26 protein-coding genes and 1 pseudogene are annotated in these 25306 nt (G+C 69.8%); 16 read left to right on the top strand and 11 right to left on the bottom strand.

What is annotated here, in order from left to right; genetic code table 11:
- Positions 1–134: 134 nt before the first annotated feature.
- Both AB0L91_RS04140 and AB0L91_RS04135 read left to right on the top strand, forming a co-directional pair.
- Positions 135–914: pseudogene (locus AB0L91_RS04140) on the top strand (N-acetylmuramoyl-L-alanine amidase); the annotation flags it as partial.
- Between the two features lie 1124 nt (positions 915–2038).
- The gene (locus tag AB0L91_RS04135) at positions 2039–3058 is read left to right on the top strand and encodes a CobW family GTP-binding protein (RefSeq protein WP_365007192.1); all 1020 of its coding nucleotides are present in this window, start codon (positions 2039–2041) and stop codon (positions 3056–3058) included.
- Positions 3059–3061: 3 nt separating this feature from the next.
- On the opposite strand, the gene AB0L91_RS04130 is transcribed toward AB0L91_RS04135, so the two are convergent.
- Genes AB0L91_RS04130 through glp form a run of 3 tightly spaced genes read right to left on the bottom strand, consistent with a single transcriptional unit; the run spans position 3062 to position 5773 of the window.
- On the bottom strand, positions 3062–3493 hold the full coding sequence (locus tag AB0L91_RS04130) for a molybdenum cofactor biosynthesis protein MoaE (RefSeq protein WP_365007191.1): 432 nt from the start codon (positions 3491–3493) through the stop codon (positions 3062–3064).
- Entirely contained in the window at positions 3486–4571 is a 1086-nt protein-coding gene (gene moaCB / locus AB0L91_RS04125) for a bifunctional molybdenum cofactor biosynthesis protein MoaC/MoaB (RefSeq protein WP_365007190.1), read from the bottom strand. The genes AB0L91_RS04130 and moaCB overlap by 8 nt, the downstream gene beginning before the upstream one ends.
- Positions 4568–5773, bottom strand: coding sequence for a gephyrin-like molybdotransferase Glp (glp, locus tag AB0L91_RS04120; RefSeq protein ID WP_365007189.1), 1206 nt, complete (start codon positions 5771–5773; stop codon positions 4568–4570). The genes moaCB and glp overlap by 4 nt, the downstream gene beginning before the upstream one ends.
- A gap of 142 nt (positions 5774–5915) precedes the next feature.
- Between glp and moaA the strand changes: the two genes are divergently transcribed.
- The 3 genes from moaA to AB0L91_RS04105 are packed head-to-tail and all read left to right on the top strand — an operon-like array spanning position 5916 to position 7582.
- Complete coding sequence (gene moaA / locus AB0L91_RS04115; protein ID WP_365007188.1) at positions 5916–6974, top strand: GTP 3',8-cyclase MoaA; 1059 nt, start codon at positions 5916–5918, stop codon at positions 6972–6974.
- Positions 6967–7209, top strand: a complete 243-nt coding sequence (locus tag AB0L91_RS04110) for a MoaD/ThiS family protein (protein WP_365007187.1) — start codon at positions 6967–6969, stop codon at positions 7207–7209. Before moaA ends, AB0L91_RS04110 begins: the two co-directional genes overlap by 8 nt.
- A gap of 4 nt (positions 7210–7213) precedes the next feature.
- Positions 7214–7582, top strand: a complete 369-nt coding sequence (locus AB0L91_RS04105) for a DUF1801 domain-containing protein (RefSeq protein WP_365007186.1) — start codon at positions 7214–7216, stop codon at positions 7580–7582.
- 4 nt (positions 7583–7586) lie between these two features.
- On the opposite strand, the gene nadE is transcribed toward AB0L91_RS04105, so the two are convergent.
- Positions 7587–8411, bottom strand: coding sequence for an ammonia-dependent NAD(+) synthetase (gene nadE / locus AB0L91_RS04100; protein ID WP_365007185.1), 825 nt, complete (start codon positions 8409–8411; stop codon positions 7587–7589).
- 6 nt (positions 8412–8417) lie between these two features.
- Positions 8418–9074 carry a helix-turn-helix domain-containing protein gene (locus tag AB0L91_RS04095; RefSeq protein WP_357343868.1) on the bottom strand — a complete coding sequence of 219 codons (657 nt, stop codon included), beginning with the start codon at positions 9072–9074 and terminating at the stop codon, positions 8418–8420.
- 87 nt (positions 9075–9161) lie between these two features.
- Between AB0L91_RS04095 and AB0L91_RS04090 the strand changes: the two genes are divergently transcribed.
- The 4 genes from AB0L91_RS04090 (at position 9162) to nrdE (ending at position 12992) form a co-directional block, all read left to right on the top strand.
- Entirely contained in the window at positions 9162–9731 is a 570-nt protein-coding gene (locus tag AB0L91_RS04090) for an NAD(P)H-dependent oxidoreductase (RefSeq protein WP_365007184.1), read from the top strand.
- 392 nt (positions 9732–10123) lie between these two features.
- The gene (locus AB0L91_RS04085) at positions 10124–10357 is read left to right on the top strand and encodes a redoxin NrdH (protein ID WP_355282275.1); all 234 of its coding nucleotides are present in this window, start codon (positions 10124–10126) and stop codon (positions 10355–10357) included.
- Positions 10358–10380: 23 nt separating this feature from the next.
- On the top strand, positions 10381–10851 hold the full coding sequence (gene nrdI / locus AB0L91_RS04080; RefSeq protein ID WP_355282273.1) for a class Ib ribonucleoside-diphosphate reductase assembly flavoprotein NrdI: 471 nt from the start codon (positions 10381–10383) through the stop codon (positions 10849–10851).
- A 59-nt stretch (positions 10852–10910) separates the two neighbouring features.
- A complete protein-coding gene (nrdE, locus tag AB0L91_RS04075; protein ID WP_365011169.1) occupies positions 10911–12992 on the top strand; it encodes a class 1b ribonucleoside-diphosphate reductase subunit alpha in 2082 nt (693 codons plus the stop codon).
- A 50-nt stretch (positions 12993–13042) separates the two neighbouring features.
- Here the strand turns inward: nrdE and AB0L91_RS04070 are convergent, their stop codons facing one another.
- Positions 13043–13495, bottom strand: a complete 453-nt coding sequence (locus AB0L91_RS04070) for an RDD family protein (protein WP_365007183.1) — start codon at positions 13493–13495, stop codon at positions 13043–13045.
- Between the two features lie 181 nt (positions 13496–13676).
- On the opposite strand from AB0L91_RS04070, the gene AB0L91_RS04065 reads away from it, so the two are divergent.
- From AB0L91_RS04065 to AB0L91_RS04050, 4 genes are all read left to right on the top strand, one after another.
- A complete protein-coding gene (locus AB0L91_RS04065; RefSeq protein WP_365007182.1) occupies positions 13677–15083 on the top strand; it encodes a DUF2252 domain-containing protein in 1407 nt (468 codons plus the stop codon).
- 66 nt (positions 15084–15149) lie between these two features.
- The gene (gene pnuC / locus AB0L91_RS04060; protein ID WP_365007181.1) at positions 15150–15785 is read left to right on the top strand and encodes a nicotinamide riboside transporter PnuC; all 636 of its coding nucleotides are present in this window, start codon (positions 15150–15152) and stop codon (positions 15783–15785) included.
- Positions 15782–16507, top strand: a complete 726-nt coding sequence (locus AB0L91_RS04055) for an AAA family ATPase (RefSeq protein WP_365007180.1) — start codon at positions 15782–15784, stop codon at positions 16505–16507. Before pnuC ends, AB0L91_RS04055 begins: the two co-directional genes overlap by 4 nt.
- A 59-nt stretch (positions 16508–16566) precedes the next feature.
- Positions 16567–16896 (top strand): AAA family ATPase, encoded by a 330-nt coding sequence (locus AB0L91_RS04050; protein ID WP_365007179.1) that lies wholly within the window; start codon positions 16567–16569, stop codon positions 16894–16896.
- Positions 16897–16912: 16 nt separating this feature from the next.
- On the opposite strand, the gene AB0L91_RS04045 is transcribed toward AB0L91_RS04050, so the two are convergent.
- The 3 genes from AB0L91_RS04045 to AB0L91_RS04035 form a co-directional block, all read right to left on the bottom strand.
- The gene (locus AB0L91_RS04045; RefSeq protein ID WP_365007178.1) at positions 16913–18388 is read right to left on the bottom strand and encodes a cellulase family glycosylhydrolase; all 1476 of its coding nucleotides are present in this window, start codon (positions 18386–18388) and stop codon (positions 16913–16915) included.
- A gap of 203 nt (positions 18389–18591) precedes the next feature.
- The gene (locus AB0L91_RS04040) at positions 18592–19230 is read right to left on the bottom strand and encodes a hypothetical protein (protein ID WP_365007177.1); all 639 of its coding nucleotides are present in this window, start codon (positions 19228–19230) and stop codon (positions 18592–18594) included.
- Positions 19231–19357: 127 nt separating this feature from the next.
- Positions 19358–20350 carry an LLM class F420-dependent oxidoreductase gene (locus AB0L91_RS04035; RefSeq protein ID WP_365007176.1) on the bottom strand — a complete coding sequence of 331 codons (993 nt, stop codon included), beginning with the start codon at positions 20348–20350 and terminating at the stop codon, positions 19358–19360.
- Between the two features lie 179 nt (positions 20351–20529).
- Here AB0L91_RS04035 and AB0L91_RS04030 point away from each other — a divergent pair, with 179 nt between their 5' ends.
- Complete coding sequence (locus AB0L91_RS04030) at positions 20530–21063, top strand: hypothetical protein (RefSeq protein ID WP_365007175.1); 534 nt, start codon at positions 20530–20532, stop codon at positions 21061–21063.
- Here AB0L91_RS04030 and AB0L91_RS04025 read toward each other — a convergent pair.
- Positions 21042–21728, bottom strand: a complete 687-nt coding sequence (locus tag AB0L91_RS04025; protein ID WP_365007174.1) for a DUF899 family protein — start codon at positions 21726–21728, stop codon at positions 21042–21044. The two genes, AB0L91_RS04030 and AB0L91_RS04025, sit on opposite strands and share 22 nt — an antisense overlap.
- A gap of 80 nt (positions 21729–21808) precedes the next feature.
- On the opposite strand from AB0L91_RS04025, the gene AB0L91_RS04020 reads away from it, so the two are divergent.
- A complete protein-coding gene (locus AB0L91_RS04020; protein WP_365007173.1) occupies positions 21809–22390 on the top strand; it encodes a TetR/AcrR family transcriptional regulator in 582 nt (193 codons plus the stop codon).
- Positions 22391–22745: 355 nt separating this feature from the next.
- Positions 22746–24200 carry a magnesium transporter gene (gene mgtE / locus AB0L91_RS04015; RefSeq protein WP_365007172.1) on the top strand — a complete coding sequence of 485 codons (1455 nt, stop codon included), beginning with the start codon at positions 22746–22748 and terminating at the stop codon, positions 24198–24200.
- A 9-nt stretch (positions 24201–24209) separates the two neighbouring features.
- Here mgtE and AB0L91_RS04010 read toward each other — a convergent pair whose 3' ends face one another.
- Positions 24210–25190: a peptidase gene (locus AB0L91_RS04010; RefSeq protein WP_365007171.1), complete on the bottom strand. Its 981-nt coding sequence runs from the start codon at positions 25188–25190 to the stop codon at positions 24210–24212.
- Positions 25191–25306: the final 116 nt, after the last annotated feature.

Below are 25306 nucleotides of genomic sequence, written 5' to 3'. Positions count from 1 at the left end.
ACCTGCTCTTTTCTCCCGTCACATTTCGGTAACGGTGCTTGCTCTGTAGTTGCTCACGTTGCAAGAGTGAACCACTGGGTTTGGTGTTACCAATGGGAAGGGAGGGGTGCTCCGTTCCGGAGCACCGACCGAACATGCAACCAAACATCATCAAGGCCGGTCTCTGCTCCACCGTCTCCGCCGCGGTCGTCCTGTCGCTGACGGGGCTGGTGCCCGCGACGGCGCACGCCGCGCCGGAACCCGCCGCAAGCGATCAGCTCACGGGCAAGACGATCTTCCTCGACCCGGGTCATCAGGGAACGGCGCATGCGGAGGATCTGAGCCGCCAGGTCGACAACGGGCGCGGTGGCACCAAGGACTGCCAGACCACCGGCATGACCTCGCTCAACGGCATTCCCGAGCACACCATCAACTGGGAGGTCGCCCAGCTGGTGAAGGCCTCGCTGCAGGCGCTCGGCGCCGAGGTGGTGCTCAGCCGCGCCGACGACACCGGCTGGGGCGGCTGCGTCGACGATCGCGCCCGCGCCGCCAATCAGTCCGGCGCCTCGGTCGCGGTGAGCATCCACGCCGACAGCGCCCCCGCCGAACAGCGCGGCTTCCATCTGATCGTGCCGCAGCTGCCGATCCCCGACACGCTCGCCGACCAGGCGCAGTCCGGTGCGGGTCGCGCCGTGTCGGCGGCCGTCCGCGACGCCTATCTCGCCTCCGGTTTCCCGTCGGCCACCTATGCCGGTGTCAGCAATGGGCTGCAGACCAGGGCCGATGTGGCCGGGCCCGCGCTGACCCAGGTGCCGCTGGTCTTCGTGGAGATGGGCAACGGCGCCAATGCCGAGGACGCCGCGCTGCTCGAATCGCGCGAGGGTCAGCTGAAGCATGCCGTCGCGATCGCGACCGGCGTGGTGGGTTTCCTGCTCGACAAGCCGGTCTCGGGGACGGTGCCCGCCTCCGCCCCGGACTCGAAGCCCGCCGACGGCCGTATCCCCGCCGCGACCCCCGCTCCGGACCCGGCCGCGCCGACCACCCCGGCCCCGCAGCCCGGCCAGGCGGCGGACCCGAACCCCGCCGATCCGACGCCGACCCCGGCCGACCCCGCCCAGGCTCCGGCGGCGAACCCGAATCCGGCGGATCCGGCCCCCGCTCCGGCGGCGAACCCGAATCCGGCGGATCCGGCCCCCGCTCCGGCGGCGAACCCGAATCCGGCGGATCCGGCCCCCGCCCCGGCAGCGGACTCGAATCCGGCGGATCCGGCTCCCGCTCCGACGGCGAACCCGAACCCCGCTGATCCGGCACCGAATCCGGTCGACCCCGCCCCGGCGGCGAACCCGAATCCGGCGCAGTCGGCTGACCCGACTCCCGCCGCACCCGCCCCGGCCGGTGCGCTCGCCGAGACCCCGGCCCCGACGAGTACGCCGCCGACCCCGGCCACTCCACCCGCCGACGCATCAGCGCCGCCGCCCGACGGCGCCCAGCCGCCGACCACCGAACCGACCCCGGCCCCGGCCCAGCCCGCGGCCATCCCGGCCCGCGCGCCACTGGGCGATCCGGTCTCCGCCGAGCCCCGGCTCCCCGCCGGTTCCAGCGGTCACCTGACGTTCCCTGGCGGCGCCCCCGATCAGGCTCCCGCCCAGCAGCCCCGGGTGGCCCCGAAGCCGCCGACCGGCTCCGGCGGGCACCTGGCGATCCCCGGTGCCGCCGAGGTGCGCACCGCTTCCCCCGGTGCTCCGGCCGCACCGGCGCCCACCCCGCGCGAACGCGGCACTACGCCGAAGAACCAGCAGCAGTCCACCCCGGACGAGTCGGCCCCCGACCTGAGTTCGCTCGGCGGCCCGATCCTCACCGTGATGAACCTGCTGATGCCGCTGGCCAGGGCGCTGGGCATGGACAACACCGCGATCACCAGTCAGCTGATCAACCTCGCCTACACACTCGTCGGCCTGGTCTTCGGCCCGACGAAGTAACCGCACGCGCCCGCGGCCGCCGACCCCGCCCAGGGATCGGCGGCCGCGGCCGTTCGGGCACAATCGACACGGTGATTCCTGTGGTGATCGTTGCGGGGTTTCTCGGGTCGGGGAAGACGACTCTGCTCAACTCGCTGTTGCGCAACAACCGGGGCACCCGGATCGGGGTGGTGGTCAACGACTTCGGCGCCGTCAACATCGACGCGATGCTGGTGGCCGGCCAGGTCGACGCGATGGTGTCGCTGGGCAACGGGTGCGTGTGCTGCGCGGTGGACGTCTCCGAACTCGACGACCTGTTCGCGACCCTGGCGCAGCCGCGCAGCGCCGTCGACGTGATCGTGGTGGAGGCCAGTGGACTGGCCGAGCCGCGCAACCTGATCCGCATGGTGGTGGCCAACCCGAATCCCCGGATCGGGTACGGCGGGCTGGTCGAGGTGGTCGACGCCGAGCTGTTCGGCGCGACCAGTGCCCAGCATCCGGAGCTGGTCACGCACCTGCGCCTGGCCGATCTCGTGCTGGTGAACAAGGCCGACCGGGTCGCGCCCGAGGCGCTGGCCGCACTCCGCGCGCAGGTGTCGGACTGGGTGGGGCAGGTGCCGGTCTACGCGACGACGCACGGCCGGGTCGATCCCGGTCTGCTCTTCGACGAGCGGGTGCTCGCGGAACCGAAGGTGGCCCAGCAGCTGAGTTTCGACTCGCTGCTCGACGAGCACGACCACGATCACGACGACCCGGCGCACCGGCACCTGCACGACGAGTACGCGTCGGTGTCGTTCACCAGCAAGCGGGACCTGGACCCGCGCGCCCTGATCGCCTTCCTGGAGGATCCGCCGCCCGGCCTGTTCCGCGCCAAGGGCTGCGTGGCCTTCGCGGTCGCGGGGGAGCGGCGCAAGTTCGAGATGCACCTGGTCGGCAGGCATGTGGTGTTCACCCCCGGCTCCTGGGGGCGCGGCGAGGAACGCGTGTCGAACCTGGTGCTGATCGGCACCGGCCTGGACGCGGCCGCAGCGCTGGAACGCTTGCGCGGCACCGTCTTCGAGGGCGAGGAACTCATGGACGAGCAGGCGATGCTCGGGGTCTGGCGCTACACCCCGCGGTGACGCTCAGCCGCAGGCGTTGACCCATTCGGACAGGCCGTCGGCGAACAGCTGCCGCTTCCAGATCGGCACTTCGTGCTTGATCCGGTCGACGAGCTCGGCGCAGACGGTGAACGCCTCGGCCCGATGCGGCGCCGCGACCGCGACCACGATCGCCAGGTCACCGATGGTGAGCGAGCCGATGCGATGGATCGCCGCCACCGGAAGTCCGTGCGCGGCGGCGACGTCGGCGCAGATGTCGGTCAGGAACCGTTCGGCCTGCGGATGCGCCGAGTATTCCAGCGCGGTCACTTCCTGGCCGCTGTCGTGATTGCGGACCTTGCCGGTGAACACCACGACGGCACCGAATTCCGGTCCGTCGACGGCGTTTTCGACGGCGAGGGGATCGAGCGCCTGGTCGCTGATCGCGGTCAGGCGCACCGCGCCGTGGTCATTCATGGTCGCCGCCTCCGGCTACTTGCGCGAGCAGATGGTCCAACAGGGGTTCCAGGACCGCGATCCCGTCCTTCACCCCGCCGGGCGATCCCGGCAGGTTGACCACGACGGTGCGGCCCGCCAGCCCGGCGACGCCCCGGCTGAGCGCCGCGAGCGGGAACTTCGCCGTGCCGCGCTGCCGGATGGCGTCGGCGACGCCGGGCAGTTCGCGATCGAGGACGGCGCGGGTGGCCTCGGGGGTGGCATCGGTGGGGGAGGCGCCGGTGCCACCGGTGGTGATCACCAGTGTGGGCGCACCCGTGAGGGCATCGGCCAACCCCGCCGCGATCTCGGCGTCGGCGTAGACGAGCGGGCCGCGTACCGAGAATCCCTGTGCGCCGAGCCATTCGGCGAGAACGGGGCCGGTGGTGTCGAGCCGGGTGCCCGCCGCCGCGCCGGTGGACGCGACCACGACCACGGCGCTGCGTGCCTCGACACCGGCGACCGGTTGGTCGGCCGCGCTCGGTGACGCCGAACCGGCATCGGCGACATCGGGGTGCGCGGATCCGGTGTCGACCTGGGCGAGCCTGCTCAGCGCTTCGCCGGCCGGGGCCGCCGTTGCGGTGCGCGCCTCGGGCCGCACCCAATGCCCGTGCTTGCCACCCTCTTTGGTGACCAGCCGCACCCCGTTCATCACCGCGGCGGGATCCACCGCCTTCACCATGTCGTGCAGCGTGAGCCCCGCGACGGCGACCGCGGTCAGCGCCTCCATCTCGACCCCGGTCGGCCCGGTGGTCTTCGCGGTGGCCTCGACCGTGATGGTCGTCTCGGTGAACCCGAACTCCACCTTCACCGACGACAACGCCAGCTGATGACACAGCGGGATCAGCTCGGAAGTCTTCTTGGCACCGGCGATTCCGGCCAGCCGCGCCGTCGACAGCACATCCGCCTTGGGCATCCCCTCGGCGCGCACCAGCCGGACCACCTCGGCGGTGGTCTGCAATTCGCCTGCGGCGACGGCGATCCGGGTGGTGTCGGCCTTGCCGCTGACATCGACCATGCGCGCGCGACCCTCGCGGTCGAGGTGGGACAACTCGCTCATAGCGTCAAGATTCGCACAGGGACACCCGCGGGCAGCGAGGTGACCTCGGCGGGCACGTCCACGAGCACATCGGCCCAGGCCATGCCCGCGATGAGATGGGAACCGGGACCCGAGACCACTTCGACGCCGTCGTCGGTCAGCAGGCCGCGCAGATACTGGCGCCTGCCCGCGGGCGAACGCACCGGCGTCAGCAGGGTCACCTCGGCGGTGGCAGGCGCGGGCAGACCGCCCAGCGCTCGCACCACGTCGCGGGCGAACACCGCGTAGGACACGGTGGTGCTCACCGGATTGCCGGGGAAGCTCAGCACCGGCACCCCGTCGACGACGGTGTAGCCCTGCGGTCCGCCGGGCTGCACCGCGACCGAACCGAAGGTGCCGCCCAGCGGTTCCAGCACGTCCTTGACGACCTCGAAATCGCCCTTCGACACCCCACCGGAGGTGAAGACCAGATCGGCGGCGGCGACGGCGGCGCGCAGCACGGCGGTGAACTCGGCCGGATCGTCGGTGCTGTGCGCGACCTCGACGACCTCGACGCTGTCCGCCCGCAGGGCCGCGGCCAGCGCGATCCCGTTGGAGTTGTAGATCTGTCCCGGCGCCAGCTCGGTCCCGGCGGGCCGGAGTTCGTCACCGGTGGTGACGCAGACCGCGCGCAGGCGGCTCAGCACCGGCACGGTCGCCAGACCGACGGCGGCCAGCGCGGCGATGTGCCGGGGCGCGAGCACCGTGCCCGCCCGGGCGACCAGCGCACCCGCGCGCACATCGGTCCCGGCCTCACGCACGAACTCACCGGCGGCCCGGCCCCGCTCGACCACGATCCGGTCCCCGCCCGACTGCACGTCCTCGACCGGGACGACGCAGTCGGCGCCGAGCGGGATCGGCGCGCCGGTCATCACCTTCAGCGCGGAACCCGCGGGCAGCGGCTCGGTGCCCGGCTTGCCCGCCGCCACGACCCCGGCGACCGGCAGGGTGACCGGCGTGACCGCCACATCGGCGGCGCGCACCGCGTATCCGTCCATGGCCGAGTTGCGGAACACCGGCAGATCGATCGGGGACAGCACGTCGGCGGTCAGCACGCGGCCGAGCGCGTCGGGCACCGCCACCCGCTCGGCCGGGCGGTCGGCGAGGTGGGCCAGCAGCGCGGCGACGGTGTCGCGGTACTCGTCGACGCTGCGCGCCGACGCGGTGGCGTGCCGGGGAGTCATGCTGCCAGCCTAATCGCCGTCCGACCGGCGGGTTCGGCCCGGATCGCTCACCGTGGCCAGACGCGGGCGGTGAGCTGTCGACTTCGTGACAGATCGGCGCTCCGGACGGTTCACGCCGGGGCCGACGGGTCATACTGTAAAGATGACGCTGGTCGAAATGGGGATTCCCGCTGTGCGATCGGAGCGGCCTTCCCTGGACGGCCGGCCCGAGACGCCGCTCCTCGTCGACCGCTTCGGCCGGGTCGCGCGCGATCTGCGCGTCTCCATCACCGAGAAGTGCTCGCTGCGCTGCACCTACTGCATGCCCGAGGAGGGCCTGCCGCCGATCCCACGGCAGGAGCTGCTGAGCGCCGACGAGATCGTCCGGCTGGTCACCCTCGCCGTGCGGGAACTCGGCGTGCGCGAGGTGCGCTTCACCGGTGGCGAACCACTGATGCGGCGCGAGCTCGAGGAGATCATCGCGGGCTGTCACGCGGCGGTGCCCGACACCCCGCTGGCCATGACCACCAACGGCGTCGGCCTCGAACACCGGGCCCGGGCCCTGGCCGAGGCCGGACTGAGCCGGGTCAATGTCTCCCTCGACACCGTCGACCGGGTCGATTTCACCCGGCTGACCCGCCGGGACCGGCTCGAATCGGTGCTCAACGGCATCCGCGCCGCCCGCGACGTCGGGCTGGCCCCGGTGAAGGTCAACGCGGTGCTGATGCGGCAGAACCTGGCGGGCGCGCCGGACCTGCTCGCGTGGTGCCTGGCCGAACAGTGCGAGCTGCGCTTCATCGAGGAGATGCCGCTCGACGCCGACCACGAGTGGGCCCGCAACAACATGGTGACCGCCGCCGACCTGCTCGACGTCCTCGGCGAACGGTTCACCCTCACCGAGGCCGGACGCGTCGACCCCTCCGCGCCGGCCGAGAAGTGGCTGGTCGACGGCGGCCCGGCCACGGTCGGCATCATCGCGACGGTCACCCGCAAGTTCTGCGACAGCTGCGACCGGACCCGGCTCACCGCCGACGGCATGCTGCGCTCGTGCCTGTTCAGCGACCAGGAGTTCGACGTGCGGACCGCGCTGCGCGCCGGTGCCGACGACGACGAGGTCGCCGAGCTGTGGCGCGGTGCCATGTGGCAGAAATGGGCCGGTCACGGTATCGACGCCGCCGGTTTCGTCCCCCCGGAACGCACGATGGGAGCCATCGGTGGTTGAGGTCCGCTACTTCGCCGCGATCGCCGACGCGGTCGGCAAGAACTCCGAATCACTCGACCTGCCCACCGGCGCGACCGTCGCCGACCTGCGCGCCTCGCTGGCGGCCGCCTACGGCACCGAGGTCGACTCGCTCGTCGGGGTCTGCGCCTTCCTGATCGGCGACGAACTCACCCGCGACCCGACGGCCATGCTCCGCGACCGCGTCGACGTCCTGCCCCCGTTCGCGGGCGGCTAGCCGGATGGTCCAGAGCGCGGCTCCCGACGTCGACACCTATCTCGCCGCACTCCCGGACGAGCGGCGCGCGGCGCTGACCCGGCTGCGCGCGCTGTGCCTGGCCGAACTCCCCGGCTTCACCGAGGTCATGGCCTACGGGATGCCCGCCTACGAACGCGACGGTGTCGGCGAGATCGCCTTCGCGAGCCAGAAGCAGTACATCTCCTTCTATCTCCTGCGCTCCGACATCCGCGCCGCCTTCGCCGACCGCTTGGCGCGCGAGGACATGGGCAAGGGCTGCCTGCGCTTCCGCAAGGAACCGGACTACGACCTCGTCCGGGACCTGTTGCGCGCGACCGCGCCGGATGTCGGCGCGCCGATCTGCGACCCCTGATCCGCTATTTCCACCAGGTGTCGAGGGGCGTCACCGGGACGGTGCGCTTGTGCCGGGTGTTGGTGAAGATCGTCTCGACGCGGGCCGCGACCTCCGGGGTGACGTCTTTGCCCTCGAGGTAGTCGTCGAGCTCGGCGTAGCGCAGGCCGAGAGCTTCCTCGTCCGGCAGCGCGGGCCGGTCGTCCTCGAGGTCGGCGGTGGGGACCTTGGACCAGATGCTCGACGGGGCGCCCAGCTCCTGGAGCAGCGCGGCGCCCTGACGCTTGGTGAGCCCGGTGAGCGGGGTCAGGTCCACGCCACCGTCACCGAACTTGGTGAAGAACCCGGTGACCGCCTCGGCGGCGTGATCGGTGCCGACCACCAGCAGGTTCTCCTGCCCGGCCAGCGCGTATTGGGCCACCATCCGCTCGCGGGCCTTGATGTTGCCGCGCACGAAGTCACGCAGCCGCTCGTGGTCGAGCGCGCCGGCGACCTCGGCGGCCACCGCGTCGGCGCCGGGCCGGATGTTCACCACGACCGCCCGATCGGGGTCGATGAAGTTCAGGGCGGTCTGCGCGTCGTGCTCGTCGGCCTGCACGCCGTAGGGCAGGCGCACGGCGAGGAACTTCGCCTCGACACCCTCGGCGCGCAGCTCCTCGACGGCGAGCTGGCACAGCCTGCCCGCCAGGGCGCTGTCCTGGCCACCGCTGATGCCGAGGGCGAAGCCCTTGGCCGGGGTGGAGTTCAGGTAGTCCTTGAGGAAATCGACGCGGCGGCGGACCTCCTGCTTCGGCTCGATCTCCGGCAGCACGCCCAACTCGGCGATGATCTGTTCACGCAGTGTCCCCATGCCGCCTCACTCTACTTGTGCGGCAGGGGAAACGACGCGGCGAACGAGCCATTCCCAGTTGTCGCCGATCTGAGCGCGGGTGTAGCCCAGGATGTCGATCTGGTGAATGACCAGCGCCGCGGACAACGTCGACAGCAGGGTGTCGGCGACCAGCGGCAGTTCCCCGGTGACCCCGGCCTCGCGCAACAGCAGCGCGACGTGCGCCTTGTGCAGGCCGTACGGCCCGCCGCCGAAGCGCCCCTTCTCCTCGGCGGCCCGGTGCAGGTCGCCCTCCACCTCGATGTCGAGCAGCCGGGTCCGCCCGAACGCGATCAGCCGCTCGACCGGGCTCGCGTCGGGGCCAAGCGGCGCGGGTCCGAACATGAACGCCGCCTGGAACTTCTGCTCGGAGTGGTCGAGCAGGGCCAGCATCAGGCCGGTGCGGTTCCCGAACCGCCGGAAGACGGTGCCCTTGCCGACGCCCGCGCGCTTGGCGACCGCGTCCATGGTCAGCCCGGCGACCCCGTGCTCGCGCACCAACTGCTGGGCGGCGTCGAGCAGCAGCGCGCGGTTGCGGGCGGCGTCGGCGCGTTCGATCGGCTCGGCCTCGCCGGGCGGCGGCGGGCCGATCGGCAGCAGCGGCGGCTCGTCCGACCTGGGTGTGCTGTAGCTCACGCCGCTCACACGTCCTCCGCGGGAAGTAATCGGACTGGGGTCCGGTTAATGCCTGATGAAACTTCGATCATCCCACTGAGTACACCAGGAGTCGTCATGGCCGGGACCCGCATCCTCACTCTCGTCGGAAGCCTGCGCGCGGGCTCGATCAACCGCCAGCTCGCCGAGGCCGCGGTGAAGACCGCGCCGGAGGGCGCGGACATCACGATCTACGAGGGTCTCGCGGAGATCCCGTTCTACAACGAGGACCTGGACGTCCCCGGCGCGGTCCCCGCGCAGGCCGAGGCGCTGCGCGCCGCCGTCGCCGCGGCGGACGCCGTCCTGATCGTCACCCCCGAATACAACGGCACCCTGCCCGCCGTGCTGAAGAACGCCATCGACTGGGCCTCTCGCCCCTACGCCGCGGGCGCGATCAAGGGCAAGCCGGTCGCGGTCGTGAGCGCCTCCATCAGCCCCAGGGCCGCCGAGTGGGCCCACGGTGACGCGGTCAAGGCGATCGGTGTCGCGGGCGGTGTCGTCGTCGAGGCCGCGCACGCGCGCTTCGGCACCATCGGCGAGCGTTTCGGCCAGACCCACCCTGCCCAGGACGCCGAGGCGCTGACCCAGCTCGGCGCGACCGTGCACGAACTGGTTGCCGCTGCGAACGGGACGCTGGTCTCGGCGTAAGCTGCCTGTCGGCTCGAAAGGGGCGTCGCGTCCGGTGTGGACGCGACGCCCCTTTCGCGTGTCCCGCGAAGTTTGCTGAGGACTCGCCGGGATGCGAAATTGTGATCTGGACCACCGTTTTCCCAGCGTGTCGATCGCGCGTCCTGGGACTTACGGCAGGGGAATTACATCTGTGCGACTCGCAACACCTTGTGTTGTTCCAATCTGTCGGCCACTAGGTGTAGTGTCTCCAGTACTGGAAGACGGTGTGAAGCCACCACTGATCGGGCCCAAGGGAAGGGGTTACGAGCAGGGCTTTCTTCGCCAGATCCAGGAGTTTGCGCAGCATCACCGTTCGTGCACTGCATACGGATCACAGGCTGTGGATCAGGCATAGGAGAGGGAGAACCTAGATGACCATCACCGTGTACACCAAGCCCGCTTGCGTCCAGTGCAATGCCACCTACAAGGCGCTCGACAAGGCCGGGGTGGACTACGAGATCATCGACATCTCCGAGAACGCCGAGGCGCGTGACTACGTCATGGCGCTCGGCTACCTGCAGGCTCCCGTCGTCGTCGCCGGTGACGACCACTGGTCGGGCTTCCGTCCCGACCGCATCAAGTCCCTCGCCGTCGCGGCCGCTTAGGACCTTCGCCGGAAGGAGGCGTCATGCCCGAACGGACGACTCCGGGCGGGCTGGTCTACTTCTCCAGCGCTTCGGAGAACACTCGTCGTTTCGTCGAGAAGCTGGGTCTCCCGGCTACTCGGCTTCCACTGCACACCGCTGAATCGCTGCGCGTCGACGAACCCTACGTGCTGATCACCCCCACCTACGGGGGTGGTCGGCACGTCATGGGGGGCCAACGGTCCGACAAGGACCTCGTACCGCGGCAGGTCGCCAAGTTCCTCAACGACCCGCACAACCGCGCCCTGCTGCGCGGGGTGATCGCGGCCGGCAACACGAACTTCGGCGATACCTATTGCGCTGCGGGCGACATCATCTCGCGAAAATGCGGGGTGCCGTACCTGTATCGCTTCGAACTCATGGGAACCGCTGAGGACGTCGCGCGCGTCCGAGAGGGATTGGGATTGTTTTGGCAACAGCAACCACAGCACCGACCGGCAAGACTGCCCGCCTAGAGCAGGCCGCGGTGCGCGGCGAGGCGGGCGAGGTCCTGGACTACCACGCCCTCAACGCGATGCTGAACCTGTACGGCCCCGACGGCAAGATCCAGTTCGACAAGGATCGCGAGGCCGCGCACCAGTACTTCCTGCAGCACGTCAACCAGAACACCGTCTTCTTCCACAACCTGGACGAGAAGCTCGACTACCTGGTCGACGAGAACTACTACGAGGCCGAGGTCCTCGAGCAGTACAGCCGCGAGTACATCAAGAGCCTGTTCCAGCGGGCCTACGCCAAGAAGTTCCGGTTCCCCACCTTCCTCGGCGCGTTCAAGTACTACACCTCGTACACGCTCAAGACCTTCGACGGCAAGCGCTACCTGGAGCGGTTCGAGGACCGCGTCGTCATGGTCGCCCTGACCCTGGCCGCCGGTGACGAGGTACTGGCCGACAAGCTGGTCGACGAGATCATCGACGGCCGGTTCCAGCCCGCCACCCCGACCTTCCTCAACTCCGGCAAGAAGCAGCGCGGCGAGCCCGTGTCCTGCTTCCTGCTGCGCATCGAGGACAACATGGAGTCGATCGGGCGCTCGATCAACTCCGCCCTGCAGCTGTCCAAGCGCGGCGGCGGTGTCGCGCTGCTGCTGAGCAACATCCGTGAGCACGGCGCGCCGATCAAGAAGATCGAGAACCAGAGCTCGGGCGTCATCCCGATCATGAAGTTGCTGGAGGACTCGTTCTCCTACGCCAACCAGCTGGGCGCGCGCCAGGGCGCCGGCGCGGTGTACCTGCACGCGCACCACCCCGACATCTACCGCTTCCTCGACACCAAGCGGGAGAACGCGGACGAGAAGATCCGCATCAAGACGCTCTCGCTGGGCGTGGTGATCCCCGACATCACCTTCGAACTGGCGAAGAAGAACGAGGACATGTACCTGTTCTCGCCGTACGACGTCGAGCGCATCTACGGCAAGCCGTTCGCCGATGTCGACGTCACCGAGAAGTACTACGAGATGGTCGACGACAAGCGCATCCGCAAGTCGAAGATCAAGGCGCGCGAGTTCTTCCAGACCATCGCCGAGCTGCAGTTCGAGTCGGGCTACCCGTACATCATGTTCGAGGACACGGTGAACCGGGCCAACCCGATCAAGGGCAAGATCACCCACTCGAACCTGTGCTCGGAGATCCTGCAGGTCTCCACCCCCTCGGAGTTCAACGACGACCTGTCCTACTCGAAGGTCGGCAAGGACATCTCCTGCAACCTGGGGTCGCTCAACATCGCCAAGGCGATGGACTCGCCGGACTTCGGGCAGACGATCGAGACCTCGATCCGCGCGCTGACCGCCGTCTCGGACCAGACCCACATCTACTCGGTGCCCTCGATCGAGCAGGGCAACAACGAGTCCCACGCCATCGGCCTCGGCCAGATGAACCTGCACGGCTACCTGGCGCGCGAGCGGGTCCACTACGGCTCCGAAGAGGGCGTCGACTTCACCAACATCTACTTCTACACCGTGGTCTACCACGCGATCCGGGCCTCGAACCTGATCGCGAAGGAGCGCGGCAGCGCGTTCGGTGGCTTCGCGGAGTCGAAGTACGCCAGCGGCGAGTACTTCGACAAGTACACCGACCAGGCGTGGGAGCCCAAGACCGACAAGGTCGCTCAGCTCTTCGCCGACGCGGGCGTGCACATCCCCACCCAGGACGACTGGCGTGAGCTGAAGGCCTCGGTGCAGGAGTTCGGCATCTACAACCAGAACCTGCAGGCGGTCCCGCCGACCGGGTCGATCTCCTACATCAACCACTCCACCAGTTCGATCCACCCGGTGGCGTCGAAGATCGAGATCCGCAAGGAAGGCAAGATCGGCCGCGTCTACTACCCGGCCCCGTACCTCGACAACGACAACCTCGAGTACTACGACGACGCCTACGAAATCGGCTACGAGAAGATCATCGACACCTACGCCGCGGCCACCCAGCACGTGGACCAGGGCCTGTCGCTGACACTGTTCTTCAAGGACACCGCCACCACCCGTGACCTGAACAGGGCCCAGATCTACGCCTGGCGCAAGGGCATCAAGACGCTCTACTACATCCGTCTGCGCCAAATGGCCCTGGAGGGAACCGAAGTCGAGGGTTGCGTGTCCTGCATGCTGTGAGCTGAGCACGTGGAAAGGGGCGGTCTCCAGGGGGGACCGCCCCTTTCGTGTCAGCCGATGCTGCCGAAGATGTCGAAGCAGCACCAGCCGCCGCGGAACCACTGGCCGATCAGCTGCCACAGCGAAGGGTAGCTGCCGTCGGCGTGGCGTAGCCGCAGGCCGAACGAGCACTTGCCGATCGTCGTGCCGGTGTACCGCTGGATCAGCGTGCGGTGCAGGAAGGACGCGCCGAGCCAGGCCGCGATGCCGTACAGGACGGCGGTCGCGCCGGTCGCGACGTACCAGGCGGTGACACCGATGGCGGCGTGCAATGCCATGTCGATGAGGAACGCGGGGATCACCCCGGTCTCGTCGCCGGCGGAAGTGCGTCCGGTGAGCGGGAATTCGTTCTTCGGCCGCTGCGGCTCGGAGCTCTCGGGACGGACGACGGTCAATCGACCGTCGGCGTCGCGCTCGTAGCCGCCGGTCCGCGCGGAGCGTCGGGTCGCTGTCGTCGTGCTCATGGGGCCCAGCGTGGTCGACGTCGCTTAACAAGCACCCGGTGGCGACCTTGCCGTCCACGGAAGGCCCAGGTCGCCGCGCCGCGGCGAGGCGGCACCGGAACCGGAATCCGCCGGATACGGTGGGAACCGGAGCTCTGTTGTGCCGAAGCGCAGTTCGTCGAACCGAGGTCGAGGAGGCCGCATGTCCGGAGCGGAGCACGGGAAGGCTGTGGGGGACGGGCTCGACCTCGCGTTGGCGCCACGCGAGCGGATCGAACGGCCGGAACGTGGTGGGCGCGGCCGGGATTCGCGCAAGATCGTGCCGCGGTCGGACCTCGGTGCGTGGGATCCGGATCGGCGCGGACACGATGCCCTGGCGACCGTGCTGGCCCAGAACGCGCTGCGGGCGCCGGATCTCGTGCCGATCCGGATGGCGCGCATGGCCGCCTCGCCGTGGACGTTCTATCGCGGGGCCGCCGCGATCATGGCCGCGGACCTGGCGTCGCGGCCGAACACCGGGATCGGGGTGCAGCTGTGCGGGGACGCGCACGTGCTGAACTTCGGCATGTGGGCGAGTCCCGAGCGCAATCTCGTGTTCGACCTGCGGGATTTCGACGAGACGCTGCCCGGTCCGTTCGAGTGGGACCTGCTGCGTCTGGTGGCGTCCCTCGTCGTGCTCGGCCGCGACAACGAGGTGCCCGCTGCCCGCTCGGACGCGGCGGTGGCGGCGGCCTCGGTCGCCTACCGGGCCGCCATGGCCGAGTACGCGCGCACCCCGGAGCTCGATATCTGGTACGAGCGGGTCGACGCCGAGGACTTTCTCGGCTACTTCGGCCCGCGCGCACAGGAGTTGGTGCGCAAGGAGATCCGGCGCGGAACGGTGAAACGCACCAGCCGGGGCGCGTTCGGCAAGTTCACCGAGATCCGGGACGGGCGACGGCGGATCACCGAGCTCCCGCCGTTCCGGGTGGCCGTCGGTGCCGACCAGCGCAGGCTCGTCGGCGCGGTCGTGCACGACTACGCCGAATCGGTGCCCGACCACATCTGGTCGCTGCTGACCCGGTTCCGGGTCATCGATGTCGCGCGGCAGGTGGTCGGGGTCGGCAGCGTCGGCATGCGGGTCTACCTGGCGCTGCTCGAGGAACGCCGCACCGGCGACCCGTTCTTCATCCAGGTCAAGCAGGCGGGCCGATCGGTGTACGAGGACTTCCTGGCGCCGAGCCGCTACGACAACCACGGTTCGCGGGTCGCCCACGGCCAGCGGATGCTGCAGTCCACCACCGACAAATTCCTCGGTTGGACCCGCGTCGACGAGATGGACTTCTACGTCCGCCAGTTCCGGGACATGAAGATCACCGCCGACGGCGCCCTCGTCGCACCGCAACTCGAACAGTTCGCCACCGCCTGCGCCCGGGTCCTGGCCCGCGCCCACGCCCGCTCCGGCGACGCCGCCCGCATCGCCGACTACCTGGGCCGCAGCGAACGCACCGACACCGCCCTGGTCGACTTCGCCCGCGCCTACGCCGACCAGAACGCGCGCGACCACGCCCAGCTGGTGGCGGCGATCGCCGACGGCACCGTCCCCGCCCACGAGGTCGGCTGGGCCTGATCGCTTGTGCCGCAACCCCGCCTTCGTTATTGTCAATATGACTAATACTGAAGTGGGGGATCCGCCGTGCTCGATCTGATCGCTGCCCTGCAGCAGCCGCTGTTCACGCTGCTCGGCACGCCGGTGAGCTGGACCGAAGTGCTCGGCTTCGGCAGCGGCGCGCTGTGCGTCTGGCTGGTCGCGCGCCAGCACATCGCGAACTGGCCGGTGGGCATCGCGAACAATCTGTTCTTCATCCTGCTGTTCACCCAGGCGGGACTGTTCGCCGACGCCGGACTTCAAGTGGTGTTCATCGCCCTGGCGGCCTACGGCTGGTGGACCTGGACGCACGGGCCGCGGGTGGACGACAGGGTTCCGGTGCGCCGCACGACCCGCACCGAGTGGGCACTGCTCGCGACGGCGGGGGTGCTCGGCACGGCGGGCATCACCGTGCTGCTCGACACCGCGACCGAGTCCACCGTGCCGTTCTGGGACGCGCTGACCACCGCGTTGTCACTGATGGCGACCTATGGGCAGTGCCGCAAGCGGCTGGAATCGTGGTGGCTGTGGATCGCCGCCGACCTCGTCTATATTCCGCTGTACGTGTACAAGGGGCTCGTGCTGACGGCCCTGCTGTATGTCGGGTTCCTGGCGCTGTGTGTGCGTGGCTTGATCGCCTGGCGGCGTGACGTCGTCGAGGCGCCGGTGGCGGTCCCGGCATGAGGACATCGAAAGACGCTGTTCCCGGCCCGGATTCGGCCACCGCACGGCTGGCCGCCGGGTGCGACGGCGGGCATCGGTACGCGCATGGACTGGTGCTGGGGAAGTTCTATCCACCACACGCCGGGCATCACCACCTGATCCGCACGGCCGCCGCGCGCTGTACTCGGCTCACCGTGCTGGTGTGTGCCTCCTCGGTGGAGTCGATTCCGCTCACCGATCGCGTCGGCTGGATGCGCGAGATCCACCGGGAGCCGGGTATTTCCGTCGTCGGCACGATCGACGACGTACCGATGGACACCACCGACCCGGCGATCTGGGACGCGCACATGGCGGTCTTTCGCGCGGCGGTGCCCGATCCGGTCGACGCGGTGTTCACCTCCGAGGACTACGGCGCAGAGCTGGGCCTGCGCTTCGGCGCGGAGTCGATCTGCGTCGACCCGGAGCGCCGCCGCTTTCCGGTGTCGGCGACCGCGATCCGCCGGGATCCCGTCGCGCACTGGGAGTTTCTCGCGGCACCGGTGCGCGCCGCCCTGACGCGCCGAGTGGTGGTGCTCGGCGCCGAGTCGACCGGGACGACAACGATGGCGAAAGCACTCGCCGCGCACTATGACGCGCCGTGCGTCCCCGAGTACGGGCGTGCGTTCAGCGAGCGCAAGCTCGCCGCCCTCGGCCCGGCGGACACTGGTCGCAGGTCGAGTTCGGCTCCGACGAGTTCCCGCTGATCGCCGCCCGCCAGCAGGAATCCGAAGACCTCGCCGCCGGCGCGAGTGGTCCGATCCTGGTGTGCGACACCGATTCCTTCGCCACGGCGATCTGGCACGAGCGCTATCTGGGCTTCGCGCGCCCCGACCTGGTCGTCCCGCCGACACAGCACCTGTGGCTGCTCACCGACCATGTCGGCGTGCCGTTCGAGGACGACGGACTGCGCGACGGCGAGCACCTGCGCCCGTGGATGACCGAGCGCTTCCGTGCCGAACTCACCTGCACCGGAAGGCGATTCGTCACCCTCACCGGCACTCACGAACACCGGTTGGCCACCGCCGTCGCCGCGGTGGACGCCCTGCTCGCCGACGGCTGGGCCATCGCCGATCCGCTCCCGGAACGCCGGTAGCGGATCGGCGTTCCGGTCAGCCCGCCGAGCCGGTGAGAATGCGCGGCAGGCCCGCTGCCGAGCCGCTGCCGCTGCCGCTGTTGCCGTCGGGCAGTTCGGCGCCCGACGATCCGGGTCGGTGGATGTGGACGGTGACCGGTGCGGTGCCGTCGGCCACGACGGTGACGACTCGCGCCCCGGCCGCCGAAGTGACCCGGCCGCCGCTCACCCGCACCTCGTAGCTGTCGGGCAGAGCCAGGTCGGACACGTAGATCTCGGTCGGAGCCGATGTGGTCCCCGGACGGTAGCGATAGGCGAAATCGCCGGTGGCCGAATCGAATACCATCGCCTCCGGGGTGCCCGCGGTGGCCTGGGGATAGGTGCGGACCAGTTCGCGGCCGAGGTCGCCGCGGAAGGGGTCGCCGTCGGTGCCGCGGAAATGCCAGTAGTGCCAGCCGACGAAGCGCTCGTCGGCGCGGGTGGTGGTGTTGCGCAGCACGGTCGGATCGCCGTCGCCGAATTCGGTGACCATGGTCGGGATGTCGGTGCGGGCGGTGAAGGAATCGATGTTCGACCAGGTCTTGTCCTGCTGCACCGAGCACACCGCGCGGAGTTCCTCGGGGAGTCCGAGATAGATGGCGAGCTGGCTGGGGATGCAGTAGTCGTGCGGGGCGAACACGATGTTCGGGCTGGTGATCGGCGGATTCTTGCCGAGATGACTCGGCATCGTCTCGTTCCAGGTGACATTCGGCTCCCAGAACACCGGCACCACGCCGTTGCGGGCACGTACCGCGTCGGTCAGCCGTTGCAGCGCGCGCTGGTACTTGGCGTCGAAGTCCGGGCAGCCGTCCGGGAAGCAGGTGAGAAACGGTGTGCCGGGCCAGGGTTCGTTGAGCAGCTCGATCCCTAGCACGCTCGCGCGCCCGTTCATCCGTTCGGCGAGCGCGCCGAGGGCGGTCCCGAGATGATCCAGGACGCCGTAGGTGTTGTTCCAGACCTCGTCCCAGCCGGCGTTCATGCTCGGCATCAGGTAGTACAGCGGGAATCCGGGATTGGGCTCGTCCTCGCCCGGCCTGGCCCGGATCGCCCACTCGGGAAAGCCGTTGCCGTCCCAGATCTCCGAGAGCCCGTCCTGGTGGTTGTCGAGCAGGGTGTAGATCCCGTGTGCGGCGAGGGTGTCCACCACCGTCTCGACCCGATCGAGGTAGGCCGTGTCGACCACGCCCTCGGTCGGCATCAAGCCGTCGAAGGACACCCCGAGCCGCACCGTGTTGAACCCGTGCCGGGCGAGCAACGCGGCCGCGTCGTCGCTCAGCGCGAACCCGTCACCCGCCTGCAGGTACGGCGCGTCCTTGTCCACCGTGTTCACCCCGTGCAGCAGCACGGTCCGCCCGAACCCGTCGACCAGCGCCGCCCCCTGCGCCCGCAAGGCCGACAATTCGGCCCCCGGCTCGGCGCCGGCAGGCACACCACCACCGGATGCCGTCAGCCCGGCCGCCACCGCCGACGCCACCGTCCACCGCAGCAGTCGCCCCCGCCATGACGATCGCTCCGGCCGATACGGCCGCCGAATTCCCGTGCCCGCCATGTATTTCCCTCGATCCTCAGGTGGACATCCGTCCATTTGAACGCATGTCCAACTCCGTTGGCGAGAGACCATAGCCGCCCTGCCGGGATGTGGTCAAGGACACAGCGCCCCGGGATGGTGCGCGCGCTCTATCCGGGCGGTGCGGCAGGCTGCTGCTCCGGTCGGTCCGTCGGACCGCTGCTCTCGGCCATGCGCCAGATCTCGCGGCCGGTGAGTTCAGGGAACGCCGTGCTGAGCAGGACGGCGGTGGCGAAGCGGTCGCGGGAGCGGGCGTCGAGGATCGAGCCGGCGTGGCGTAGTGCCTCGGCGCGGGCGGCGGTGGTGGCGATGCGCTCGGCGAACTTGTCGGCGCGGGCGCTGGCGCCACGAGACTGCCAGAACAGCAGTGCGCTGGCCGCGCCGGGGAGCAGTCCCGCCGCCACGGTGGCCAGTCCGTTCGGATCGCCCGGATCGTCGCCGATCAGCCCGTACATCACGACCCCGATGGCGATGATGCCGCACGCCAGCGAGGCGATGGTGGCGAGGCGCTGTTGCTGGAGCGCGCTGTGATGGTGCTCGATATCGAGCGCTGAACGCTCGCGCGCGGCCGCCTCCAGCCAGTCGGCCTCCGTATCGGGCTCCGTGCCATCCTCGGTGACCGGCGCGCTGAGCTGCTGGATGCGATGTCGTGAGCGCCGTGCGTCGATGAGCTGGAGCGCGGCCGCGTAGGCGGCGCCCAGCGTGGTCGAGCTCGCCGCCAGTAGTTCGACGGGCAGAATGCCGCTCATCGTCGGGGTCCCCTTCCCGACCTGCCGAAGGGCAGGCCCGGAAGGGATCCTACGTCGCCGGTCGACGGGTACAGACGATGAAAGAGCCACCGCGGGTGGTTGATTCGGACGCGCCCGGTGCTTCCGATCAGCGCAGTGCCGGAATGACCTCGCGTTCGAAGAGTTCGATGCCGGAGGTGTCGTAGGCGGCTTCGGGGAAGTTGACGATGGCGTAGTCGAGGCCGAGATCCTTGACGGCGGTGAGGCGTTCGACGATCTGTTCGGGGGTGCCGACGGCGGCGCTGGTGTCGAACTGCTCGTGGACGCGGGCCTTGGCCTCGTCGGCGCCGAGGAACGGGGTGTAGCGGTCGATGACGGCGGACAGGCGTTCCTGGACTTCGGATTCGGTGCTGCCGACGATGGCGTTGAAGTTGGAGCTGCGGGTGATCGCGCCGAAATCGGTGCCGACCTCGGCGCAGTGCTGACGCAGGATCTCCGACTTGCGGGTGAACTCGGCCGGATCGCCGCTGAAGTTGGTGTAGTCGGCGTACGTCGCGGCGATCCGCAGCGTCTTCTTCTCGCCGCCACCCGCGATCCAGATCGGAATGCCGTTCTCCTGCAACGGCTTCGGGTGCACGATCGCGTCGTCGACCTGGTAGTACCTGCCGTCGAGGGTGGCTCGCCCGGTCCGCCAGGCCTGCCGGAAGATCTGCACGCCCTCGTCCAGGCGCCCGAGCCGCTCACCGGCGGACGGGAAGCCGTAACCGTAAGCGCGCCACTCGTGTTCGTACCAGCCGCCGCCGATGCCCATCTCCACCCGGCCGCCGGAGATCAGGTCGACGGTGGCCGCCACCTTGGCCAGGTAGGCGGGGTTGCGGTAGCTCATGGCAGTACACATCTGGCCGAGCCGCACGCGGGTGGTGCTGGCCGCGAACGCCGACATCAGGGTCCACGCCTCGTGGGTGGCCTCGTTGGTCGGCACCGGCACGGTGTGGAAGTGGTCGTAGACCCAGATCGATTCCCACTCGGTGCCGGTATCGAACCGCTGGGCGAGCTCACGCATCACCGCCCACTGGTCCGCCGGTTCGATACCGACCAGGTCGAGCCGCCAGCCCTGGGGGACGAAGATGCCGAACCGCACGTGATTCTCCTCAGTGTGTTGATCGAGCCGAAGGTCGCGGCGCCTCGCACCGCGGCTGCCCTGCCCACTTTTCCCACTGCCGCGCACCGAGGCAACTATTGAACGCTCGGCGCGCTGAATCCTGGACCGGCGGTTATTCGCTTGGCGTGACCGTCGCCGGCGGGCATGCTGGAACCCGTATGAACGATATGCGACAACCACGCCTCGGCGTGGACTTCGGCCGGGTCATCCAGGGGGCGGCACTCGCGCCCGGCGCCGCGGACACGGTCTTCCTGTCCGGCGGCTTCGCCGAGGCGATGAGCACCCCACCCACCCCGCACGCCTTCGCGGTGCTGGCCCGCCTGGTCACCCGCTTCGGCGGCCGCGCCTGGGTGATCTCCAAGTGCGGCCCGCGGATCGAGGAACGCACCAGGCAGTGGCTCGATCACCACGACTTCGCCGCCCGCACCGGCATCCCGCGTGAGCACCTGCGGTTCTGCCGCACCCGTGCCGACAAGGCGCCGCACTGTGCGGAATTGGGCATCACCCACATGATCGACGACCGCGTCGACGTGCACCGCGCGCTGCGCGGACTCGTGCCGCGGCTGTACCTGTTCGGCGCGCAGTCCGACCCAGCGCCGGACTGGCTGTGCCACACGCCCGACTGGCCCGCGGTCGAGCGGCTGATCGGCGCCGATCTCGACGCGACTGGTCAGGCGTTCGGGTCGCCGTAGGCGGCGGCGATGTCCTTGGAGCTGGGCCAGCGGCTGTAGGTCGGCGACTGCGGCCAGCCCTCGGGGCTGTCCTGCCATTCCTCCTGCCTGCCGTAGGGGAGCGCGTCGATCAGGCCGAAGGTGTAGGCGAGCTGTTCGGTGCCGCGGCCGTCGGTGTGCCAGCTGCGGTAGACGGTGTCGCCGTCGCGCAGGAAGGTGTTCACCGCGAAACCGGCGCCCGGACCCGCGCCCATGTCGGCGCCGAACGGGCTGTCGTGGGTGGAGTACCAGGTCATCGTGTTGCCGACGCGGCGCTTGTAGGCCAGGGCCTCCTCGATCGGTCCCTGGGTCACGATGACGAAGCGCGCGTCGTAGGCGGCGAGGAAATCCAGCCGGGCGTACTGCGCGGTGAGGCCGGTGCAGCCAGGGCACTGCCAGGTGTTCCCGTCGGTCCACATGTGGTGGTAGGTGATCAGCTGGGACTTGCCGTCGAAGACCTCGGCGAGCGAAACATCGCTCCCGTCTTCGGCTTTCAGGGTGTACGGGGGCAGTTCGACGGCGGGCAGCCTGCGCCGTTGCGCGGCGACGGCGTCGAGTTCGCGCGTCGCGGCCTTCTCCCTGATCCGGAGCTCGTCGAGTTCGGCCTGCCAGGTCTCGCGATCGACGATGGTCGGCAAAGCGGTCATGAGGCAACTCCTCTGAATGTGTACGGCGTGCACATTTGATATGTTCACACCGTACACTTCGATCGGAGGGAGCTCAAGGGTTGGCCTATCACCATGGCGATCTCGCCGCCGCGCTGGTCGCGGCCGGGCTGGAGCTCACCAGGGCCGGTGGTCCCGACGCGCTGACGATCCGCGAGGTCACCCGCCGGGTCGGGGTCACGCCGAACGCCGCCTACCGGCACTTTCCCGACCGGCAGGCGCTGCTGCGCGCGGTGTCGGCGGCGATCGAGGCCGCGATGGCGACCGGCATGGCCACCGACCGGAGCCCGGCCACTCCACGGGACAGCCTGCGCGCGGTCGGCCTCGGCTATATCGCCTTCGCGCTGACCGAGCCGGGCTGGTTCGCCGTCGCCTTCTTCGGCGCGGGCGACACCTCGCCGGAGTCGGTGCGCGACTCGCCCGCCTACCTCGCCCTCGCCGACGCGCTCGACATGATGGTCCACATCGGCGATCTGACGCCCGCGGCACGCCCGGCCGCGACCTGGAGTTGCTGGTCCACCGTGCACGGCTTCGCCGAGCTCGCGCTGCGCGGGCCCCTGCGTCATCTCGACCGCGCCGAGCTGTGGGGCCTCGCCGAGCGAGCGGTCGACACCATCGTGGCCGGACTGCCCCGGGAAATGTGATCGAGGTCACTGTGACCAGTGGTACGTCAGTGTAAAGATGAAACGTCCGGGCTCCGCATGTACCCTTCAGGTGGAAGGGTGTGCCCGGGTGGGTACTCCAAGCGATCTGCAGCGGCGATGGCCTGCAGCGACGACGAGGAGGTGGTGTTGCGATGCGCAGCGAACCCCCCAGTCGAAGGCCGCGCGGCGTCGCCCCTTCGCTCTCTCGCTGATTCTCGGCCGATCTGGTTCGGCAGTGCGTGACAGTCGTGGTGGTGGACGCCCGCGGTGGGCAACACCGTCTCCCGATCCACTTTCGTAGCATCCCCGCGGCCGGGCCGCAGGCATGCGCGCTGTCGCGCCAGAGGACTCTCCCATGTCGCAGATCGATCTTGTCGAAGCACGTCACGTACCCGCCGATTCCGCTGTGCCGGAAGCGGATTCGCCGCAGCGTCGGCAGTCCGGCGCCGATGATCACTCGGTGACCGAGGCGCTGGAGATCCTGTCGGAATCGGTGCGCCACCTCGTCGAGACCCACCGGGTCGACGGCGCCATGGAGTGGCTGGACAACCGCCCGCCGCACGTCATCGCCGACGCGCTGGCCCGGATGGACGCCGTGCAGGCCGGTGTCGTGTTCCGGCTGCTCGACAAGGACCGCGCGATCACCGTCTTCGAGGAACTCGAGCCGGTCGACCAGCAGCAGATCCTGCAGGGCCTGCGCGAGAAGAGCTTTCGCGATCTGGTCGAGGCGATGGACCCCGACGACCGCGCCCGCATGCTGCACGAGGCGCCGGCCAAGGTGGCCAAGAAGGTGCTGGCCGGGCTGAGCCCACGCGAGCGCCGGATGACCGCCGCGCTGCTCGGCTACCCGGAGGGCTCGGTCGGCCAGTACATGACGCCGGAAGTCGTTGCGCTGCCGGACAATCTGACCGTCGCGCAGGCGCTGTCCTGGGTTCGAGCCAAGGGTGGCAACGCCGAGACGGTGTACACGCTGCCCGTCGTCGACTGTGGTCGCCGGCTCACCGGCATCGTCGAGCTGCGCGAGCTGGTGCTGCACGCGCCGGACGCGATGGTGTCCGAACTCGTCGTCACCGAACCGGCGTTCGCGCGGGCCACCGACTCCGCCGAGAAGGCCGCGCGCCTGATGAGCTCCACCAACGACATCAACCTGGTCGTCGTCGACAGCGAGGACCGGGTGGTCGGGCTGCTCACCATCGACGACGCGATGGAGGTGCTCGAGGCCGCCGACAGCGAGGACGTGGCCAAGCAGGCCGGTTCGGCGCCGTGGGAGGGCCACTACATGGCCGCCAAGGTGTTCCAGCTGGCGCGCTACCGGGCGCTGTGGCTGATGCTGCTGCTGTTCGCCGCCACCCTGACGGTCAGCGTCACCGACATCTTCTCCACCACGCTCGAGCAGGCGGCCAGCCTGGCGCTGTTCATCCCGCTGCTGATCGGCGCGGGCGGCAACGCGGGCGCGCAGGCGGCGACGGCGTGCGTGCGCGCCCTGGCCGTCGGCGAGGTGCGGGCCTCGGATCTGTTCAAGGTGATCTGGCGGGAGTGCCGGGTCGGCCTGGTGCTCGGCAGCATGCTCGCCGCCGCGGGCCTGTTGATCGGCACGCTGTTCGTCGGTCCCAAGATCGCCGTCGTCGTCGCGATCACCCTGGTCATCATCTGCGGCTGGGCCGCCACCATCGGCGGCACGATGCCGTTGCTGGCCAAGAAGTTCCGGATCGACCCCGCCGTCGTCTCGGCCCCGATGGTCACCACCCTGGTCGACGCCACCGGCCTGATCATCTACTTCACCACCGCCAAGCTCGTCCTCGGGATCTGACCGGATAGGTCACTTCGGCGGGAACAGGGTGAGGGCCCTGGCCATGACGTCCCTGGCGACGTCGTCGGTGGCGGCGACGACTTCGACGATGGGTATGCGGCGGCCGAAGGCGGTGGATTCGGCCGGAAGCTCGGGGCCGACGGCGGCGGTGTAGATCGGAATCCGGTTGTCGTAGACCGAGACCGAGCGGTGCACGACGCGGCCGTCGATGTGTTCCTCGGTGCTGTTGGCGGCCAGGTAGGCGGGGACGCGGTACTCGTAGCCGACGGTGATCTTCTCGCCGCGGTAGCCGAACAGGCACTGGGTCAGGCGCTGTTCGTCGTCGGGGACCGTGTCGGCGAGTTTCGTGCGGACCGCGCACGGGTCGGCGCCGAGCAGCACGGTCGGGACGGTGTCGGGGGAGGTGCCCTGGGGTGGTGACTGCCGCCAGCGGTCGATCATGCCGGGGACCAGTTCGTCGGCGACCGTGCACGGATTCCGGCCCGGCGGTGTGGACAGGCCGAGATAGAACGCGGCGCCGGCCGGGAAGTGCGCGGTCGCGCCGCACGAGCGGGGCTCGCCCGCGTCGCGGTCGGGAACCAGGCGCACGGTGACGTCGCCGAGCTGCTCGGTGACGCCCTGGCCGCCCGGGGTCAGGCCGGGGAGCAGGGTGGCGTGCCAGGTGAGGGTGGTGCCCGCGCCGGAGGTGGCGCTGCCCAGGATCGCCCGGCACGAGTCCAGGCCGACGGTGACGCTGGTGACTGCGCCGAGCGGTGCCAGCGCCTCGCGGGGCAGCACGGCGCAGACGTCGACCTGGCGCGTCGCCTGGGCCACCGCGTCGCGCCCGGCCTGATCCTGCGGCACCTGCGACCAGAACTGCGGTGGCGGGGCGGGTATCACGGGGGCCGGTGGCGGCGGCAAGGTGTGGTAATCGGGTGCCGAGCCCTCGTCGTCGCCGCATCCGGCACAGACGAGCAACGCGGCAGCGGCCAGCGCCATCCTGCGGTCCATCAGCACCCCTGTCCTCGACGGAGCCGGGCTCGGACACGCGCCCGACCATCGAGTCTGCCCGCCGGGGCAACCCGGTCGCAAACATCTCGCGCCGGTCGTTCCCAGAACGTTGTGAC

Source organism: Nocardia sp. NPDC051833 (assembly GCF_040681225.1).
Lineage (GTDB): Bacteria > Actinomycetota > Actinomycetes > Mycobacteriales > Mycobacteriaceae > Nocardia.
The sequence above is the reverse complement of the archived record's forward strand: the minus strand, read 5'-3'. Positions and strand labels throughout refer to the sequence as shown.